This window comes from Marinobacter sp. NFXS11, assembly GCF_040148675.1.
In the GTDB taxonomy this organism is placed as follows: Bacteria; Pseudomonadota; Gammaproteobacteria; order Pseudomonadales; family Oleiphilaceae; genus Marinobacter.
Genome location: NZ_JAGDDV010000001.1, coordinates 1,817,767 through 1,836,054 on the forward strand (window position 1 = coordinate 1,817,767; position 18,288 = coordinate 1,836,054).

The 18,288-nt window shown below is 58.2% G+C and carries 14 protein-coding genes; 3 read left to right on the top strand and 11 right to left on the bottom strand.

The features are described 5' to 3' along the window. The 5 genes from hisC to purU all read right to left on the bottom strand — a co-directional run bounded on the left by hisC (nt 1) and on the right by purU (nt 7,014). Nucleotides 1-1,125 (bottom strand): histidinol-phosphate transaminase, encoded by a 1,125-nt coding sequence (gene hisC / locus J3362_RS08500; RefSeq protein WP_349519119.1) that lies wholly within the window; start codon nt 1,123-1,125, stop codon nt 1-3. Between the two features lie 45 nt (nt 1,126-1,170). After that, nucleotides 1,171-2,268 carry a prephenate dehydratase gene (gene pheA, locus J3362_RS08505; protein WP_349519120.1) on the bottom strand — a complete coding sequence of 366 codons (1,098 nt, stop codon included), beginning with the start codon at nt 2,266-2,268 and terminating at the stop codon, nt 1,171-1,173. Between the two features lie 2 nt (nt 2,269-2,270). Further along, the gene (gene serC / locus J3362_RS08510; protein WP_349519121.1) at nt 2,271-3,353 is read right to left on the bottom strand and encodes a 3-phosphoserine/phosphohydroxythreonine transaminase; all 1,083 of its coding nucleotides are present in this window, start codon (nt 3,351-3,353) and stop codon (nt 2,271-2,273) included. A 50-nt stretch (nt 3,354-3,403) separates the two neighbouring features. Continuing rightward, nucleotides 3,404-6,034, bottom strand: a complete 2,631-nt coding sequence (gene gyrA, locus J3362_RS08515) for a DNA gyrase subunit A (protein ID WP_349519122.1) — start codon at nt 6,032-6,034, stop codon at nt 3,404-3,406. Nucleotides 6,035-6,159: 125 nt separating this feature from the next. Continuing rightward, nucleotides 6,160-7,014: a formyltetrahydrofolate deformylase gene (purU, locus tag J3362_RS08520; RefSeq protein WP_349519123.1), complete on the bottom strand. Its 855-nt coding sequence runs from the start codon at nt 7,012-7,014 to the stop codon at nt 6,160-6,162. Between the two features lie 143 nt (nt 7,015-7,157). Between purU and ggt the strand changes: the two genes are divergently transcribed. Genes ggt through ftsH form a run of 3 tightly spaced genes read left to right on the top strand, consistent with a single transcriptional unit; the run spans nt 7,158 to nt 11,120 of the window. Continuing rightward, entirely contained in the window at nt 7,158-8,921 is a 1,764-nt protein-coding gene (gene ggt / locus J3362_RS08525) for a gamma-glutamyltransferase (protein WP_349519124.1), read from the top strand. A 40-nt stretch (nt 8,922-8,961) separates the two neighbouring features. Further along, nucleotides 8,962-9,210 carry a thiamine-binding protein gene (locus J3362_RS08530; RefSeq protein ID WP_014576785.1) on the top strand — a complete coding sequence of 83 codons (249 nt, stop codon included), beginning with the start codon at nt 8,962-8,964 and terminating at the stop codon, nt 9,208-9,210. Continuing rightward, nucleotides 9,207-11,120 (top strand): ATP-dependent zinc metalloprotease FtsH, encoded by a 1,914-nt coding sequence (gene ftsH / locus J3362_RS08535; RefSeq protein ID WP_349519125.1) that lies wholly within the window; start codon nt 9,207-9,209, stop codon nt 11,118-11,120. Before J3362_RS08530 ends, ftsH begins: the two co-directional genes overlap by 4 nt. Nucleotides 11,121-11,135: 15 nt before the next feature. Here ftsH and J3362_RS08540 read toward each other — a convergent pair whose 3' ends face one another. Genes J3362_RS08540 through J3362_RS08565 form a run of 6 tightly spaced genes read right to left on the bottom strand, consistent with a single transcriptional unit; the run spans nt 11,136 to nt 18,194 of the window. Continuing rightward, complete coding sequence (locus tag J3362_RS08540) at nt 11,136-11,855, bottom strand: ZIP family metal transporter (RefSeq protein ID WP_349519126.1); 720 nt, start codon at nt 11,853-11,855, stop codon at nt 11,136-11,138. A gap of 35 nt (nt 11,856-11,890) precedes the next feature. After that, entirely contained in the window at nt 11,891-12,757 is an 867-nt protein-coding gene (locus J3362_RS08545) for a universal stress protein (RefSeq protein ID WP_349519127.1), read from the bottom strand. Continuing rightward, the gene (locus J3362_RS08550; protein WP_349519128.1) at nt 12,750-15,149 is read right to left on the bottom strand and encodes a Lon protease family protein; all 2,400 of its coding nucleotides are present in this window, start codon (nt 15,147-15,149) and stop codon (nt 12,750-12,752) included. Before J3362_RS08550 ends, J3362_RS08545 begins: the two co-directional genes overlap by 8 nt. A 38-nt stretch (nt 15,150-15,187) precedes the next feature. Beyond that, complete coding sequence (locus J3362_RS08555; protein ID WP_014576780.1) at nt 15,188-16,333, bottom strand: ABC transporter permease; 1,146 nt, start codon at nt 16,331-16,333, stop codon at nt 15,188-15,190. After that, complete coding sequence (locus J3362_RS08560) at nt 16,330-17,256, bottom strand: ABC transporter ATP-binding protein (RefSeq protein ID WP_349519130.1); 927 nt, start codon at nt 17,254-17,256, stop codon at nt 16,330-16,332. The genes J3362_RS08555 and J3362_RS08560 overlap by 4 nt, the downstream gene beginning before the upstream one ends. Next, nucleotides 17,253-18,194, bottom strand: a complete 942-nt coding sequence (locus J3362_RS08565) for an HlyD family secretion protein (RefSeq protein ID WP_349519131.1) — start codon at nt 18,192-18,194, stop codon at nt 17,253-17,255. The genes J3362_RS08560 and J3362_RS08565 overlap by 4 nt, the downstream gene beginning before the upstream one ends. Nucleotides 18,195-18,288 lie beyond the last annotated feature (94 nt).

Here is an 18,288-nt window from a genome sequence, read left to right on the forward strand (position 1 = left end):
TCAGTCGCTGAGCCCCGATGCGGTCAGCGACTGGGCCAGCGCTTCGATAAAGCGCTCATTTTCTTCCGGAAGGCCGACGGACACCCGGAGATGCCGTGGCATGCCGTAACCCCCAATGGGCCGGACAATCACTCCGTGCGCCAGCAGGGACTGGTACACGCCCATGGCCTGCTCCCCAACTTCCACTGCAACGAAGTTTCCCGCCGACGGAATGTAGCTGAGCCCCATCCGGTCGAATGCCTCCTGCAACTGACGCAGACCGGCCGTATTCACATCCCGTGACCGCTGGAGGTAATCCTCATCCTCAAGTACAGCCGTGGCTGCAGACAGGGCAACCGTATCGACGTTAAAGGGCTGGCGCACACGGTTCAGAATATCGGCAATGGCCGGCGAACTGATGCTGTACCCGACCCTCAGGGCCGCGAGCCCCCAGGCTTTGGAAAATGTGCGGCAAACAATGAGATTCGGGAAGCGGGCCAACAGCTCGACCCCGTCCGGGTACTGATCACCGGTCAGATATTCGCAGTAAGCCTCATCCAGGGCTACAAGCACATTCTCCGGGATCTTCGCCAGGAACGCCTCGATGGCATCTGCTGTGTGAACCGTGCCCGTGGGATTGTTGGGATTGGCAACAAACACCAGGCGGGTGCGATCGGTAACTGCCGCGGCCATGGCATCCAGATCGTGCCCCCACTCCCGCGCAGGTACAGAGATGCCCCTGGCGCCGATCGCTTGGGTCACCAAAGGATAAACGGCGAACGCATATTGAGAGAAGACGACTTCGGAATCTGCATCAGCGAAGCAACGGGTAATCACTTCCAGAACATCGTTGGAGCCGTTGCCAAGGGTAATCTGGTCCATCCCAACGTTCAGTCGCTTCGACAACGCCTGTTTCAGATTGAATCCATTACCATCGGGATAAAGACACAGTTCGGATAACGCTTGGCGCGCTGCCGCAAGGGCCTTTTCGCTGGGCCCGAGCGGGTTTTCGTTGCTGGCGAGCTTGATGATTTCCGCCGGGTTGAGGCCCAGTTCACGGGCCAGCTCTTCGATCGGCTTGCCCGGCTGGTAGGGTGAGAGCGCCTGCACGCCGCGAACCGCCAGACTCTGGTAATCAATGGCCATAAATAGTCCTCGACACTCTTTATTCAAAAACGCAGGTGCGGATACTCAAAGCACGCCAATCGGGTAGGAGCCCAGGCGTTTGAGCTCAACGGCCTCTTCGTCCACGTCTGCCAACACTTTCCGGACCTGCTCATCTTCCATATGCCCCTCGAAATCGATGTAGAAAACGTAGGCCCAGGTACCACTTGGCGACGGCCGTGTTTCGATCCGGGTCAGGCTGAGGCCATGGCGGTGGAACGGCTCAAGCAGCTGATAAAGGGCCCCCGGCTTGTTGCGCATGGACACCAGAATGGATGACTTGTCGTGACCGCTGGCCGGTACTTCCTCCCGGCCAATGATCAGGAATCGGGTGGTATTGTCCGGGCGATCCTCAATGCTGTTCGCCAACTTCTCCAGACCGTAGAGCTCCGCTGCCATACCACCAGCAATGGCTGCCGTGCCAGGCTCCTCGGCGGCCCGACGGGCGGCTTCCGCATTGCTGGAGACAGTGACCCGCTCAATACCGTAGCGATGGGTATCCAGCCATTGCCGGCACTGGGCAAAGGACTGCTGGTGCGAATAAATCCGGGTAATTTCCTGGTCACCGTGCTTAGGACACACCATCAGGTGATGGTGAATCCGCAACTGAACCTCGCCACAGATCTTGAGCGGCGAGGACATGAACATATCAAGGGTGTGGTTGATCATACCCTCGGTAGAGTTTTCGACAGGCACCACGCCGTAATGGGCTGCGCCGGATTCCACTTCCCGGAACACCGCATCAATGGCTGGCAGTGGCACACTGACGACCGAGTGACCGAAATGCTTCAGCGCTGCCGCCTGGGTAAAGGTGCCAATCGGCCCCAGGAAGGCAATGTGCATGGGCTTTTCCAGCGCCAGGCAGGCGGACATGATCTCCCGGAACAGGCGGGCCATTTCCTCACCGGACAGCGGCCCCGGATTCTGTTCCTTGATGCGCCGAAGCACCTGGGCTTCCCGCTCGGGGCGGTAGAAGAAAACATCCTGCCCGGGATTGGCGGTCATTTTGACGTGGGCCACTTCCTGGGCACAGGCAGCCCTGGCACTGATCAGCCCCATGATCTTCTGATCAATCTGATCGATCTCGTCACGCAGCTCTCCGAGCCGAACCTGCTCATCACTCATGATCAGCCACGCTCCTTCGCAAATTCGGTCATGTAGCCAATCAGCGCATCAACACCCGCCTCAGGCATCGCGTTGTAAATACTTGCGCGCATTCCGCCAACCGAGCGGTGTCCGGCGAGGTTCAGCAGACCACGGGCATTGGCGCCCTTCAGGAACTCGCCATTCAGGCCATCATCAGCCAGGGTGAACGGCACGTTCATCCAGGAGCGGAAGCGCGGGTCGATCGGGTTGGCGTAAAACTCGTTGGTATCGATAAAATCGTAGAGTTTGCGGGCTTTGCGCAGGTTGATCTCACCCATGGCCTTCACGCCGCCTTGCTCCTTCAGCCACTTGAACACCAGACCGGCCAGGTACCAGGAGTAGGTGGCCGGGGTGTTGTACATGGAGCCGTTATCCGCAATGACCTGGTAGTTCATCATGGTCGGGGTCTCCTTGCGGGCCTTGCCCAGGAGATCCTTGCGAATAATGACCACCACCAGTCCTGAGGGACCGATGTTCTTCTGGGCGCCGGCGTAGATCAGACCGAACCTGGAAACGTCCACCGGCCTCGAAAGCATTGATGAGGACATGTCGGCAACCAACGGTGTGCCCGGGCTCTCGGGAACAAAATCGAACTCCAGACCACCGATGGTTTCGTTGGGCGTGTAGTGCAGGTAAGCGGCATCGGCACTGGTCTGCCAGGAGGACTGGTCCGGAATGGTGGTAAAGCCACTGTCTTCCGAACTCGCCACCACGTTCACCTTGCCATAGCGACTGGCCTCGGCAATGGCCTTTTTGGACCAGATGCCGGTGTTCACGTAGTCAGCAGAGGTTTTTTCGCCCAGCAGGTTCAGAGGAATGGTGGAAAACTGGCTGGACGCCCCACCCTGCATAAACAGAACGGCGTAGTCATCCGACACGCCGGCCAGTTCACGCAGATCTTTTTCTGCAGTTTCGGCAATCTGGACAAACTCGTCGCTTCGATGGCTCATTTCCATCACCGACATGCCGGTGCCGCGCCAGTCGAGCATTTCATCCCGCGCCTGACGAAGCACGCTTTCCGGCAAAGTTGCCGGACCTGCACAAAAGTTATACGCCCTGCTCATGTTGCTGATTTCTCTCAAGTCTTTCTGGATCTGTCTGGGGCAGTGCCGGCTTATTCGTCGCCGGCACCCTCACCTTTTTCGCCTTCTTCCGCGCTGCTGTCTGCGGCATCGACTTCACCGTCGATTTGCTCACCGTCGATTTCTTCAGCGTCGGTTTCCGCAATCCGCTCAACACCCACCAGGCGTTCATCTTCCTGGCTAAGCTTGATCAGGCGGACGCCCTGGGTGTTACGACTCAGGACAGACACCTCATCGGTGCGGGTACGTACCAGCGTGCCCTTGTCAGAAATCAGCATCATTTCGTCCCCGTCGAACAGCTGTAGCGCTGTTACCAGGTTGCCGTTCCGCTCAGAACACTGCATGGCGATGACGCCCTGACTGCCGCGGCTATAGGTCGGGAATTCGTCGATGGTGGTCCGCTTGCCGTACCCATTTTCAGACGCAGTCAGGATAACCCCGCCTTCCTGCGGAATGATCAGAGACACCACGTGGTGACCTTGCGGCATCTTGATGCCACGAACACCACGGGCAGTCCGGCTCATCGGGCGCACTGCCTCCTCGTTGAACCGCACGGCCTTGCCAGCGGTCGAGAACAGCATTACCTCGGCGTCGCCCTTGGTAATGGCGGCACCGATAAGGGTATCGCCTTCATCCAGGGACAGCGCAATCAGGCCGCTGCTACGCGGACGTGAGAAGTTCGGCAGCGGGGTTTTCTTGACCACACCGGCAGACGTCGCCATCAAAACAAACTGGTCTTCCGGATAGTCACGAACCGGCAGGAAGGTGGTGATACGTTCACCTTCTTCCAGCGGCAGAATGTTGACCATTGGACGACCACGGGAAGCCCGGCTGGCCCGCGGAATTTCGAACACCCGCAACCAGTAGACCTTGCCGCGGTTGGAGAAGCACAGAATGGTGTCGTGGGAATTGGCAACCAGCAACTTCTCAACGAAATCTTCATCCTTCATAGAGGTCGCAGCCTTGCCCCGGCCACCACGGCGCTGGGCCTGATAGTCTTCCACAGCCTGGGTCTTGGCGTAACCACTATGAGAAATGGTCACCACCAGATCTTCTTCATCAATCAGGTCGGCAATCGTCAGATCACGCTGGGAGCTGGTGATCTCGGTACGACGCTCGTCACCGAACTCGGAAACAACCGCTTCGAGTTCTTCACGGATAACCTGCATCAGACGGTCCGGGTCACCCAGGATTTCGAGCAGACCAGCAATCTTCTCAAGGATGTCCTTGTACTCGTTCTGCAGCTTCTCGGTTTCCAGACCGGTCAGGCGATGCAGACGCATATCCAGGATCGCCTGGGTCTGCTCGGGAGACAGGTAGTAGAGGCCATCGCGCAGGCCATAGATTTCCGGAAGATCGTCTGGGCGACAGGCGTCCTCACCGGCACGCTCCAGCATCGCCAGAACATCACCGGGAGCCCAGCCACGGGCCATCAGTTTTTCTTTCGCTTCCACCGAGCTGGGCGACGCCTTGATCAATTCGATCATCTCGTCGATGTTGGCGAGGGCAACCGTGAGGCCTTCGAGGATGTGGCCACGTTCGCGGGCCTTGCGCAGCTCATAGATGGTCCGGCGGGTAACCACCTCACGGCGGTGACGTATGAACGCATCCAGCATCTGCTTCAGGTTCAGTGTTTTCGGCTCGCCGTTAATCAGCGCGACCATGTTGATACCGAACACCGTCTGCAACTGGGTGTGCGCAAACAGATTATTGATCACCACATCCGGGTTTTCACCCCGGCGCAGCTCGATCACGACACGGATACCTTCCTTGTTGGATTCGTCCCGCAGCTCGGTAATGCCCTCAAGCCGCTTCTCTTTCACCAGCTCGGCGATCTTCTCGATCAGGCGCGCCTTGTTCAGCTGATACGGCAGCTCGGTGATAATGACGGCATCGCGATTGGTCTTGTTGTCGTGCTCAATTTCATGGCGGGCACGGATATAGATCCGACCCCGGCCAGTGCGATAGGCCTCAACAATGCCTGCGCGGCCATTGATGATGCCCTCGGTCGGGAAGTCCGGACCGGGAATGAATTCCATCAGCTCGTCGACCGTCAGGTCCGCATTGTCAATCAGCGCCAGGCAGCCGTTGACCACCTCCGTCAGGTTGTGCGGCGGAATATTGGTGGCCATGCCCACGGCGATACCGGAGGAACCGTTCACCAGCAGGTTCGGAACCCGGGTAGGAAGCACCTCGGGAATACGCTCGGTGCCGTCGTAGTTATCGACAAAATCGACGGTTTCCTTGTCCAGATCCGCCAGCAGGGAGTGGGCAATCTTCTCCATGCGGATCTCGGTGTAACGCATGGCAGCCGCGTTATCGCCGTCAATGGAACCGAAGTTACCCTGACCGTCGACCAGCGGATAACGCAGGGAGAACGGCTGGGCCATACGTACGATGGTGTCGTAGACCGCAGAGTCACCGTGGGGGTGGTATTTACCGATGACGTCACCCACCACACGGGCGGACTTCTTGTAGGCCTTGTTCCAGTCGTTGTTCAGTTCGGACATGGCGAACAGAACACGGCGGTGAACCGGTTTGAGGCCATCCCTCACATCCGGAAGCGCCCGCCCGACGATTACACTCATGGCGTAGTCGAGGTAGGACTGTTTTAACTCGTCTTCAATATTGACCGGCAGGATCTCTTTGGCTAACTCACCCATCGAGAAAGGTTCCTTTGCGTTACTGGAAGTCGTATCAGGGCCGTGTCCGGGCCCCATAGTTATTCTTCAACAAGCCGCCAAGTCTACCACAGTCGCGCCCTTTCCGGGGCAACTGTGAGGCAGCCTTAATCAAACACCACTGTCTTGTTTTCGTAGGTAATCACCCGGTCTTCGATGTGCGAACGCAGGCCCCGGGCCAACACGTTCTTTTCCACATCCTTGCCCAGGCGAACCATATCCTCGATAGAGTCGCTGTGGGTGATCCGGATAACGTCCTGCTCGATGATCGGGCCCTCGTCGAGGTCCTGAGTCACATAGTGGCAGGTAGCACCAATCAGCTTTACACCCCGGCTGTAGGCCTGGTGGTAAGGGCGGGCACCGGCAAACGATGGCAGGAAGCTGTGGTGGATGTTGATGACCTTGCCCGAGTATTTCTCGCAAAGTTCGCCCGGAAGAATCTGCATGTAGCGGGCCAGCACAACCACATCGGCCTCGTATTTCTGGAACAGCTCATCAATGTGGGCGAAGGCGTCCGCCTTGTTTTCCTTGCTCACCGGCACATGGTGATAGGGAATCTCGTGCCACTCCACCATCCTTCGAAGGTCATCGTGGTTGGAAATCACGGCAACAATCTCAGCGTTGATTTCCTTACTGTGCCAGCGATACAGCAGATCAGCGACGCAGTGGGATTCCTTGCTGCACATCAGAACGACTTTTTTCGGCTGGGCCGAGTCGGCGATGTGCCAGTGCATGTTGAATTCACGGGCAATGGGCTCGAACGCGGCCCGGAACTGGTCCAGGCCAAACGGAATCGAGTTGGCCTTGATTTCGTGCCGCATGAAAAACCAGCCGGTATGGGTATCCGAATGGTGACTCGCTTCGGTAATCCAGCCATTGTATGTCGACAGAAAATTACTCACCTTGGCGACAATTCCGACCCGATCGGGGCAGGAAATCACAAGACGATAGGTATGCTCCATGAAAGCCTTTCCTTAACTGAAATCCGGGAAAGCAGGTGCGTCGGGGAATCACCACCGGCATTAACGGCAGGTTAACGGTACGCACCTATGAAAATGACCGGCTATGATAGCCTATCTGAACGCCAGAAACGAGGAATGGAGACATGGGCAGAGACCTATACCAACACAGTGCCAAAAACCTCGCCACGGGGCGCTCAGGCCGCCTTTCGATTGCGGCCGCCCTGGCCTTTTTCATCACCACCGCGCCGGCCTTCGGACAGGCCATTCTAGAGGGTGAGCGGTTTCACCCGGTTACCGCAACCCAGGGCATGGTTGCCACCAGCCATACACTGGCCACCGAGGTGGCTCTGGAAGTGCTGAAAAACGGCGGCAATGCAATCGATGCGGCGGTAACAGCCGGTTTTGCCCTGGCCGTCACCCAACCCCGCTCCGGCAACATTGGCGGCGGTGGCTTCATGCTGATCTCTAAAGGCGACGGCTCAGAGCCGGAAGCCATTGATTACCGCGAAAAAGCGCCCGCCGCCGCCACGGAAACCATGTTCCAGGACGAAACCGGAGATGTGGTGAAAAACCGCAGCCGCTTCACCCACCTCGCCGCAGGCGTGCCCGGAACCGTTGCTGGTCTGGCTCTGGCGCTGGAGAGACATGGCACCATTACCCTCAAACAGGCATTGGCGCCGGCCATTAAACTTGCCGAAGACGGTTTCGTGGTGCCTCAGCGTTTCACTGAAGGACTGGAGCAGGCCCGTGAAAGACTCGAGCGCTGGCCCGCCACCCGCGAAACCTTTTATAAGGAAGACGGAAGTGCCTGGCAGGCCGGCGAGCGCTTTCGCCAGCCGGAATTGTCGGCAACGCTGCAGCGCATAGCCGACGGCGGCGTAAAAGGCTTTTACGAGGGCAGAACTGCCGAGCTGATTGCCAGCGAGATGGACCGGCACGATGGGCTGATCACCCTGGAAGATCTGAAAAGCTATCGCCCCGAGGTACGCACACCGGTGCACGGCACCTACCGGGGTTACGACATTTTCTCCATGTCACCGCCCTCTTCCGGTGGCACCCACATTGTCCAGATCCTGAATATTCTGGAAGGCTTCCCAATGGCCGACTTCGGCCACAACTCGGCTGATGCTATCCATCATATGGCCGAGGCCATGAAGCTGGCCTACGCCGATCGCTCGAAATACCTCGGTGACACAGATTATGTAAACGTGCCGCTGGAGGGGCTGACCAGTAAAGGTTACGCAGAAGAGCTCCGCAAAGGCATTGATCCGGGCAAGGCAAGGCCGGCCGGCGACATCAATGCCGGGGAGCCCGGCGCCTGGGAAAGCCCCGAGACCACCCACTTCTCCGTGGTGGACAAATGGGGCAACGCGGTGTCTAACACCTACACCATCAATTTCAGTTACGGGTCCGGCATTACGGTGGAAGGCGCCGGATTCCTGCTTAACAACGAAATGGACGATTTCAGCGCTAAGCCCGGTGTGCCCAACGCCTATGGCCTGATCGGCGGCGAAGCCAACAAGGTCGAGCCCGGCAAGCGCATGCTGAGCTCCATGTCGCCCACCATCGTGAAAAAGGATGGCAAGAACGTTCTGGTTACCGGCAGCCCCGGGGGCTCCCGGATCATTACCACCACCTTGCAGGTGATCCTCAATGTGATTGATCATGGAATGAACATCCAGACCGCCGTGAGCGCTCCGCGCATGCACCACCAGTGGCTGCCGGATGAAATCCGGATCGAACAGGGCATCAGCCCCGACACCATCCGGCTTCTGCAGGAACGGGGGCACACGGTGGTCGGTGGATCAGCCATGGGCGCCATCCAGAGCATCCTGATTGACGAAGACGGTGTTCTCAATGGTGGTGCGGACCCGAGGAGGAGCACTTCGTCGGCCATGGGCTATTAACGGGCAATTGACCAGGGTCACTGACCTGAATGGAGGCTTTATGTATCTTTCTGTACAACTGAGCTGCTATCCCCTGAAAGAGGAGTACAAGCAGCCAATCAAAGACCTGATCGCGCGCCTGGAGCAGACCGGGCTGGAAGTCTACCCGGGGCGAATGAGCACCGAGATTTTCGGCGACTATGATGAGGTTATGGGCGTGCTCTCGGACACCATGAAATGGTCGTTCGAGACCTACGGCAAATCTGTCTTCGTGGCGAAGATCATGGAGGGCGACCGGAGACCGAAATGACAGCACCGAGTGGGCCAGACAACCAGCAACAAAAACCGGACCAGAACCAACAACCGGTCATTCCGAACCAGTATGCGTTCCTTTGGCTGAGTGCTGCCATCTTCCTGATGGTGCTATGGCTTCAGGATGGCGGACAGCCTCGGCTTCAGGACCTCGCCTACTCGGAATTCAAGACGGCTGTTGTTAATAATCAGGTGGCAGAAGTCACTTTGAAAGAAGAAGCTATTACCGGCTTGTTTACCGACAGCGGTGCAGCAAATTTCAGCTCCGACAGCCCACCCCACACCAGCACGCCCGGTTTCCAGACCATCCGCCCGCCCATGGAAGATCCGTCGCTGCTCACCCTGCTGGAAGAGCACAGTGTCACCATCCGGGCCACAACCTCCGGACTTCCCTGGTGGCAGGAAATGATCCGCGGCTTCTTGCCCTGGATCCTGCTGCTGGCGCTGATGTTCTGGTTTTGGGGCGCGGCCCAGAAGCGGATGACCCAGGGTGGCGGCCCGTTCGATTTCAGTCGTTCCAAAGCCAGGCGGGCCCGCAAGGAAACCTCTACAGCAACCCTCGATGACGTGGCCGGCATTGAATCCGCCAAGCGGGAAATTGCCGAGATCATCGATTTTCTGAAATCCCCCGAGAAGTACCGGGCCCTCGGTGCCGTCATGCCCAAGGGCGTGCTTCTGGTCGGCCCACCGGGCACCGGGAAGACCCTGCTGGCCAGAGCTATCGCCGGCGAAGCCGAAGTGCCCTTCTACAGCATCAGCGCCTCAGAATTTATCGAGATGTTCGTGGGCGTCGGCGCGGCGCGCGTTCGGGATATGTTCAAGGAAGCCCGGAAAGACGCACCCGCGCTGATTTTCATCGACGAACTGGACGCAATCGGCCGTTCACGAGGCGCAGGCCTGGGTGGTGGCCACGATGAAAGAGAGCAGACACTGAACCAGATCCTGACGGAGATGGACGGTTTCGAGGCCCACGAGAATGTTCTGGTACTGGCAGCCACCAACCGGCCGGACGTGCTCGACAGCGCCCTGCTCCGCCCGGGCCGTTTTGATCGCAAGATCACTCTGGATCGCCCACACAAGGAGGCACGATCGGCGATCCTGGCCGTTCACGTACGAAAAGTACCACTGGCGAATGATGTCGACCTGGATCAACTGGCCGCGCGCACCATCGGTTTTTCCGGAGCGGATCTCAAGAACCTCGTAAATGAAGCGGCGCTCACCGCAGCCCGCGAAAGCCTGCATGAGGTGAATGCCCATTGCTTTGAGCTGGCCCGGGACAGAATTATTCTCGGCGAGGAGCGGGACACCAAGCTTAACCCGCAAGAGCGCGAAGCCGTTGCCTACCACGAATGTGGTCACGCCATCATGGCCTACTACATGCCGAACGCAGACCCACTCACTAAACTAACGATCATCCCGCACGGTATGGCCATGGGAGTGACCGAGCAAACGCCCAAAGAAGACCACTATACGTACACCGAGAGCTACCTGAAGGATCGGATCAAGGTGATGCTTGGCGGTCGCTGTTCGGAAAAACTGATCTATGGCGAAGTCAGCACCGGCGCCCAGAATGATCTGAAGGAAGCCACGGCGCTGATACGCAAGATGATCGGCCAATGGGGCATGAGCGAAAAAATCGGCCCGCTGGGCCTGAACATCGGCGAGGAACATGTCTTCCTGGGCCGGGAGATGGGTATGCCGAGGGAATTCAGCGAAAAGATGGCTGAGATGATTGATGCGGAAATCCAGTCCCAGCTACTGGCCCTCGAGAAGGCGACCCTGGACTTTCTGACCGAGCATCGTAACCAGCTGGAAGCACTGGCCAAGGCCGTACTGAAACAGGAAACCCTGTCCGCCGAGGACGTCGAGGAAATCCTGCGCAAGGAAGATTCACGGAAGATTGCCTGATACTCAAGTCATGGCCTAGATCACCAGGTCATGACTGAACAGCGTGATACAAAATCCAAGGACCGCTCCCAGAGGTGGACCCCAATGCCGGTCAAGCCTCGACTGAGGAGCGATGTCCTGGAAAATCAGGTACAGAATACCTCCGGAAGCCATCAGCATCAGTGAGCCCAGTAACACGGGGCGCTCGGATAAGAAGAAATATCCAAACAGGCCGGCCACCGGGCCCGTGATCACCAGGCTACTCATAAAGACCAGCGTCTTTCGGGAGCTGTGGCCTTTCAGGTAAAGCAACTCCCGATAGGCGTTGAACCCTTCCGGCAGATTCTGCAATGCAATGAGTAACGCCATGAGCAGTGCAATCTCGGTGTTCACCACGGCGAGCCCGCCCAGCGCGGCAGCTTCCGGAATAAAATCGAGCATCACACCCAGAAGCTGCGGAGATTCACGGCGTTTCAACCCGAGAATCCGCTCTATCAGGAAGAAGATGAGCCCGCCCGCAAGAATAGCCGGAATCGCAAGAAGGGATTCCCCCATGCTGGATCGGCCTTCCGGAATAAAAACCACGGCGACCGCGCCAAGCAGGATGCCCCCACCGAGCGCGATCACGAAATGGCGAAACTCCTGCTCCAGCCAATTGGGTCGGATCCGTTCGAAGCTGGCGAGCAGTCCGCCCAACGGAATGCAGGCGCCGGCAAGGACGGTCAGCCCAACAATGGAGAGAACATCTATAAACATCAGCTAATCAATACCTTAGGAGCAACCGATGGGATTCAGGGCGTGACCGTGACGGGAAGATTCAGGGCCACCAGCAACCGCTCTGCGCCGGGCTCCTGGAGCAGTGTGCATTCCCGGCTTAGCACCAGCTCTACCGCCCTTTCCTGTCGTAGAATTCCGGCCACAACAGCCGGATCCGTTGATGGCAGGGACCTTACACGAAGCTCCGACTCCTGAATACCCAGGTCCTGCGCAACGCCTTTAAGGTCGTCGGCTGAGACCGTCGAGTCAGCGCCCAGCAGCAGTGTCACGGGCCGATGGGAATGGCGAACCACATCAGCGGTTGCCTGCACAGCGCGGCTGTTAGCGCTGTGATGGTCATTGAGAAACACCACAACCCTGCCCAAAGTCTCCGCCCGACCCTCACACCAGAGCAAAACTCTTCCCCGGGAACGGCGAACCAGCCCTTTTGCCGTCGAGCCCAATCGCGCACCGGGCTCGGAGGACCAACCAACTCGGCCTAAAACCAGAAGATCCTGAGGGCCGGCGAGCGCCAGCACCTCATCAATCACATGGCCCCGGGCGACACTCAAGGAATGCCTGCCACCGTATGACGCTACGGCACCGGCAAGGGCCCGACGGGCCTCGTTCGCCAACCTTTGCATTCGCTGTTCAACGTCGCCAGCAGCCAGGGGCCGACTGATACCGGAAGATCCCCCCACCTCGCGGGCAAAACCATAGCCGGCGCTTCGCAGCTGGTTCAGTTCCTCAACAAACACGCCCAACACATCAGCACCTGTATTCGATGCAATCCCGGCCGCAGCCTGCAGGGCGGCGTAACTCATTCTGGAACCATCGAGAAGCACCAGTACACGTCCAGTTGTGTTGCCAGGATCAGCCTGGTCTGCTGGCGTATCAGTCACGATCTTTGCCTCCGCTGTCGTTCGCTTCTCCGTTCTCGTCCGGTTTCTTGCTGGCCTCCGCGAACTTCTCCAGGCGTTCTGCAACCCGGCGATTGAAGCTGTTCTCAGGGAACTCGCCATTACTGTCCGGTTCTCCGGGCTCAAGACCGGTTAGCAGCTCAATTGCCTCATTGATGTCTGAAATCGGATAGATCCGGAACCGGTCTTCAGCGATCGCCTGCCTCACATCGGCTCTCAGCATGAGGTGCTCAACATTGCTTGCAGGCAGCAGAACGCCCTGCCCGCGAACGTCGCCGGCTTCCTTGCAGACATCGAAAAAGCCTTCGATCTTTTCATTTACGCCGCCCACGGCCTGCACTTCGCCATGCTGGTTCATGGAGCCTGTCACTGCGAAGGATTGCTTCAATGGCACCCGGGAAATAGCTGAAAGCAGTACACAGGTTTCTGCAACCGAGGCGGAATCACCCTCAACACCACCGTAGGATTGCTCGAAGGCCAGACTTGCGGACAGGGAAAGTTCGCCATCACCGGCGTACCGGCTCGCCAGGAAGCGGGAAAGAATCATCACGGCCTTGCTGTGAATAGGGCCGCCGAGTTTGGCCTCCCGCTCGATATCCACCACCTGCCCCTTGCCGGGACGGGCCGTGGCGGTAATCCGGGTAGGCTGCCCAAACATCGACGCCCCAAGCCTGAGCACCGAAAGGCCATTTACCTGAGCCACTTCCTCGCCAGTGGTGGCTATCATCACCACACCCCGGCTGATTTGCTCACGGCTTCGTTCCCGGACCCGGCTGGCCCGGTATTCCCGTTCATCAATAGCCAGCTGGAGATGGCCGGCTTCAACCGTATCGGCCCCGGCCTGCCCCGCCCAGTGATCGGCCTCGCTCAGGATGTCGCGGAGCACCCGGTCGTGGGCGGTCAGTTTGCGTTGGTCTGCTGCCAACCGGCTCGCATGTTCGATCAGCCGGGCCACGGCGCCCCGCTCCAACGGTCGCATTTTCAGGCCCCGGGCCATGGTGGCGATCATTCGCGCGTAGAGTTCATAGCATTCTTCGTTGCGGTCCAGGTCGTCCTCGAAATCCGCTTCTACTTTGAACAGGTCCAGAAAGTCCGGATCATAGTGGGACAGCAGGTAATAGAGCATCCGGTCCCCGAGCAGAACCACCTTGACCGACACCGGAATGGGCTCCGGCTGCAGGCTGACGGTACTCACCAACCCGTAAAGCCGCTCCAGTGACTCGATTCGAACCTCACCGGAGGACAGGATCCGCTTCAGGCTTTCCCACGCCATCGGCTGTGTCAGTACCCTGCGCGCATCAATGATCAGATAGCCGCCACTGGCCCGGTGCATGGAACCGCCACGAATCAGCGTGAAATCGGTATAAAGATTACCCTGCCGGGCCCGATGTTCAATCTGCCCCGCCAGATGCTGATGGTTGGGCAGGTCCTCGTAGATAACGGGCGCGCCGGCCGTCTCGGCATTATCGACCAGCAAATTGACCTTGTACCTTGCCAACAGGCCCGCCGGAGGCCCGTTGTCAGTATCCTGAAAAGCCTCGGCGTGCTCGACCACATCCTCGCGAACGGCATCCAGGTACTCGACGATATCCTGCAGGTGGGACCATTTTTCCCTCAACTCCCCAATCGGGCCGCCCAGGGTCAGCTGCACCATTTCTTCATTCAGGGCATGGACTCTTTCCCTGACCTCCTTCCGCATCCTGGGTATCTGCTGGATGGTTTGCTGAAGCTTTTTCTGAAGCTCCTCAACCTTGGATTCGACCAGCGCTTTCTCCTCGTCCGAGAAGTTCTTGTATTCCTCCGGGTCGATCACCTCGCCCTTGCGCATCGGGGCAAAGGTAAAGCCGGCCGGCGTGGTGATCATGGCAATGTTGTTCCGGTTCGCCTCTTCCTGGATATCAAACAGGCCCTGATGCTGACGCTTGGCCATTTCTTCCTGGAGTTCCTGCAACCTGGCCTGGTATTCCTCGCTTTCAAAGGCAGCAGGGATTGCTGTTCGGAGCTCCTCCGCCAGTTCATTCATGTGTTTCTTGAATCGCCGCCCTTCACCGGCCGGCAGTCGAATAGCGCGTGGCCGCTCTGAAAACTGGAAGTTGTAGACATGGCACCAATCCGGCGGGACCGGCTGGCTTGCCGCATGCAGGCAAAGAAAGCGTTCGACCAGCTCGTTCTTGCCGGCACCGGAAGGTCCGAGAACAAAGAGGTTGAAACCGTCTGCCTGAATACCGGCACCAAATTCCAGCGCCCGCAGTACCCGGTCCTGACCATACGGACGCTCGAGGTCCTGCAGGTCTTCGGTGGTTTGGAAATCCAGCTTGTCTTCCGGGCAACCGTGATAGACCTGGTTTTCGGTCAATGGCGCGGGTCGTGACATTACATCCTCCTGATTGTGTCGGCATTACCTGGGCACAACTATTCGAGACGCTTCTTGAACCTGAGTGACGCAACGAGCAGGCCGCCAAGGGTGAACAGCGCCAGCCAGTAGACATCCGACGCCATATTCGTTACCTCAACGTCCCTCAGAACCACTCCGCGAACCAGATGCATGAAATGCGTCGCGGGCAGTGCCTCTGCAATATACTGGGCTGCGACAGGCATGCCCTCATAGGGAAATACGAACCCCGACAACAGAATCGAGGGCATCAGAACAAACACCGTCATCTGCATTGACTGTAGCTGGTTCCGGGCAATCGTTGAAATGACCAGCCCAAGCGTCAGGCTTGCGGTGATGAACAGGAAGGTGACGCCTGCGAGCTGGGCCAACCCGCCTTCTACCGGAACATGGAACAACACCCGGCCCAGCCCCAGGATGATGCTGACCTGAATCACGCCAATAAAAATGTACGGAATGATCTTCCCGATCATCAGTTCAATCGGTCGGACCGGCGTCGATATCAACATTTCCATGTTGCCCCTCTCCCGCTCGCGGACGATTGCGGCAGAGGTAAACATGATCATGGTCATGGTCAGAATGATCGCGACCAGACCCGGCACAATATTGACGACTGTGCGTTGCTCGGGGTTATAGAGCAGCGTCACTTCAAAGGTGGGTGTAACGCGATTGACAGGACGGTCCAGCAATTCGGCCAGCGGCATGCCACGCAGACTCTTGATAGCAGAGGCAATGATCGTATCGGAGCCATCCGCAATCCATTGGGCGATGGGTTGGCTGGTTTCTTCATCGGTGGCAGGGGGCGAACCAAAGCCCAATGATTGGTGCCGCGCCAAGCGGTTATCAACATCTTCAGGGATAATGAGGACGGCCCTGACTTCGGCACTGGCAATGGCCGCCTGCGCTTTCTCTACGCTCTCGAAGTAGGATCTGATCTCAACCACTTGCGTGGCTTTCACAATCTGCACGATCTCCCGACTCAGGCCGCTCTGGCTGAAATCGACAATGCCTACCGGGATATGGCGGATGTTCGTATTGATGGCATAGCCGAATAGCAACAGCTGGAGCAGCGGGATCATAACGATCATGCCGAACGTCATCCGGTCCCGCCGGAGCTGAATCAATTCCTTGCCAAAAATGGCTCGGATGCGTCGGAGGCTGTTCATTGTCGGCCTCTTCCCGTACTGGTTACGAAAACATCCTCCAGGCTTGGGCGCACCTCGGTAAGACTGTCCCCTGTTCCGATAAAAGGTTGCCCCGTCAGATACGCAACCGGACTGCTAACCCGGTTCTTCACCAGCACTCGAAGCCGCGCGCCAAGTTGCGCTGCGGATATCACGTCTGGCAACTCAAGAAGCCGATGCTTTAACACGCGGAGATTTTCAGAACTGACCTCAACAACCCTGGCGCCCATGTTCTTCATCAACTCATCCGGTGCACCGTCGGCTCGCTTGATCCCCGTCTCGAGAATGGCCAATTTGTGGCAACGCTCTGCCTCGTCCATGTAATGGGTTGAGACCATGATCGTCGTTCCGGCATCACTGAGATCAAACAACTGCTCCCAGAAGTCCCGGCGACTCTGGGGATCCACCGCCGAGGTGGGTTCATCCAGGAACAGCAGATCTGGCTTGTGCAGTGTTGCCGCAGCAAGGCTGAGGCGTTGTCGCTGCCCGCCGCTCATACTTCCTGCCAACTGATGCCGGCTGTCACGCAGCCCATAGATAACAAGCAGATCCTCAACCCTTGAGCGCAGCTGGTTCGCAGACAGGCTGTAAATGGAGGCGATAAACCGGAGATTTTCCTGAACGGTCAGATCATCGTACAGGGAGAATTTCTGGGTCATGTACCCGATCCGCCGCCTGAGTTTCTCGGCACCGGCTGGCAAGCCATAACCAAGCACCTCCGCCGTTCCGGAGCTTGGCTTCAACAGACCGATCAACATTCGGATGGCCGTGGTCTTGCCACTGCCATTTGGCCCCAGAAAACCATAAATGCGGCCTCGCTCGACCTCCAGATCCAGCGACTGCACAGCCCTGGTATCGCCGAAATTCCGGCTAAGCCCTTCCGCGCGGATGACACATTCACTCATGGCAACTCAACCTGGGCCGGCACTCCGTTCGGTAAAGCAGCCTCTGCCTCTGGAAGCTGGACCTCTGCCCGGTACATCAACCGCGCACGTTCTTCCTGATTAAGCGCAAAGTACGGCGTGAATGCAGGCTCCGTGGCAATCCAACGCAAACGGCCCTTTATGGTTCGGCCAAGACCATCCACACGCACAGTCAGCTCGTCACCAATCGCCAGCTTTACCCGATAGGGCTCTGGCACATAAACCCTCGCAAACGGCGCCTTGCCGGCCAGAACAATCGCCAGAGGGCTGCCTGCGGTCACTCGCTCCCCCAGATTCCAGGGAAGGTTGTCGAGAATACCGTCCCGTGTCGCGACAACGGTCAGATCGGCGAGGTGTTTCTTTTCACGGGCGAGCATCGCTCTTGCCGCATCCACTCTGGACTCGGCCGCTCTCAGATCCTCTTCACGAGCGCCATTGGTTAATTCCAGCAAGGCTTCCTGCGCATTGAGCAGCTTCGCATGATTGGCGTCGCGCAAGGCGACCGCCTTGTCCAGGTCAGCCTGACTGGCCAGATTCTGTTTCCTGAGGTTGAGGATGCGTGAATAATTGGCTTCACTCTCGATGAGTTCCGCCCGGGCGCCGGCCACATTCGCTCTTGCTGCTGCCACTTCCTCCGGCCGGGCTCCGTGTCGGAGTTTTTCAAGATTGGCGACTGCCTCTGACAACTGGGCTGAGGCCCGGTCAACTTCCGCCCGCTGCAGCGTATCGTCGAGCCTTACCAGCACACTCCCTTTTTCAACCGTTGAGCCGGGCGAGACAGGGAGCTCAACAACAACTTCACTGGCGGTTGCGGTATGGGCAATTCGATCCCGCTCAAGCGTCCCCAGAGCCAGATTGACTGAACTCCCATCGCAGGCTGCCAGAGCCAGAAAAGACAGAACCAATGCAAGGCGTATCACGTTACTTACCCTCTTTTGCGATTGGCGAGTCATCGCAGCGGCTCACGGCTTCGATCCGGCATGGCGATGAGCGCCAGCACAGCGAGGCAGCAAA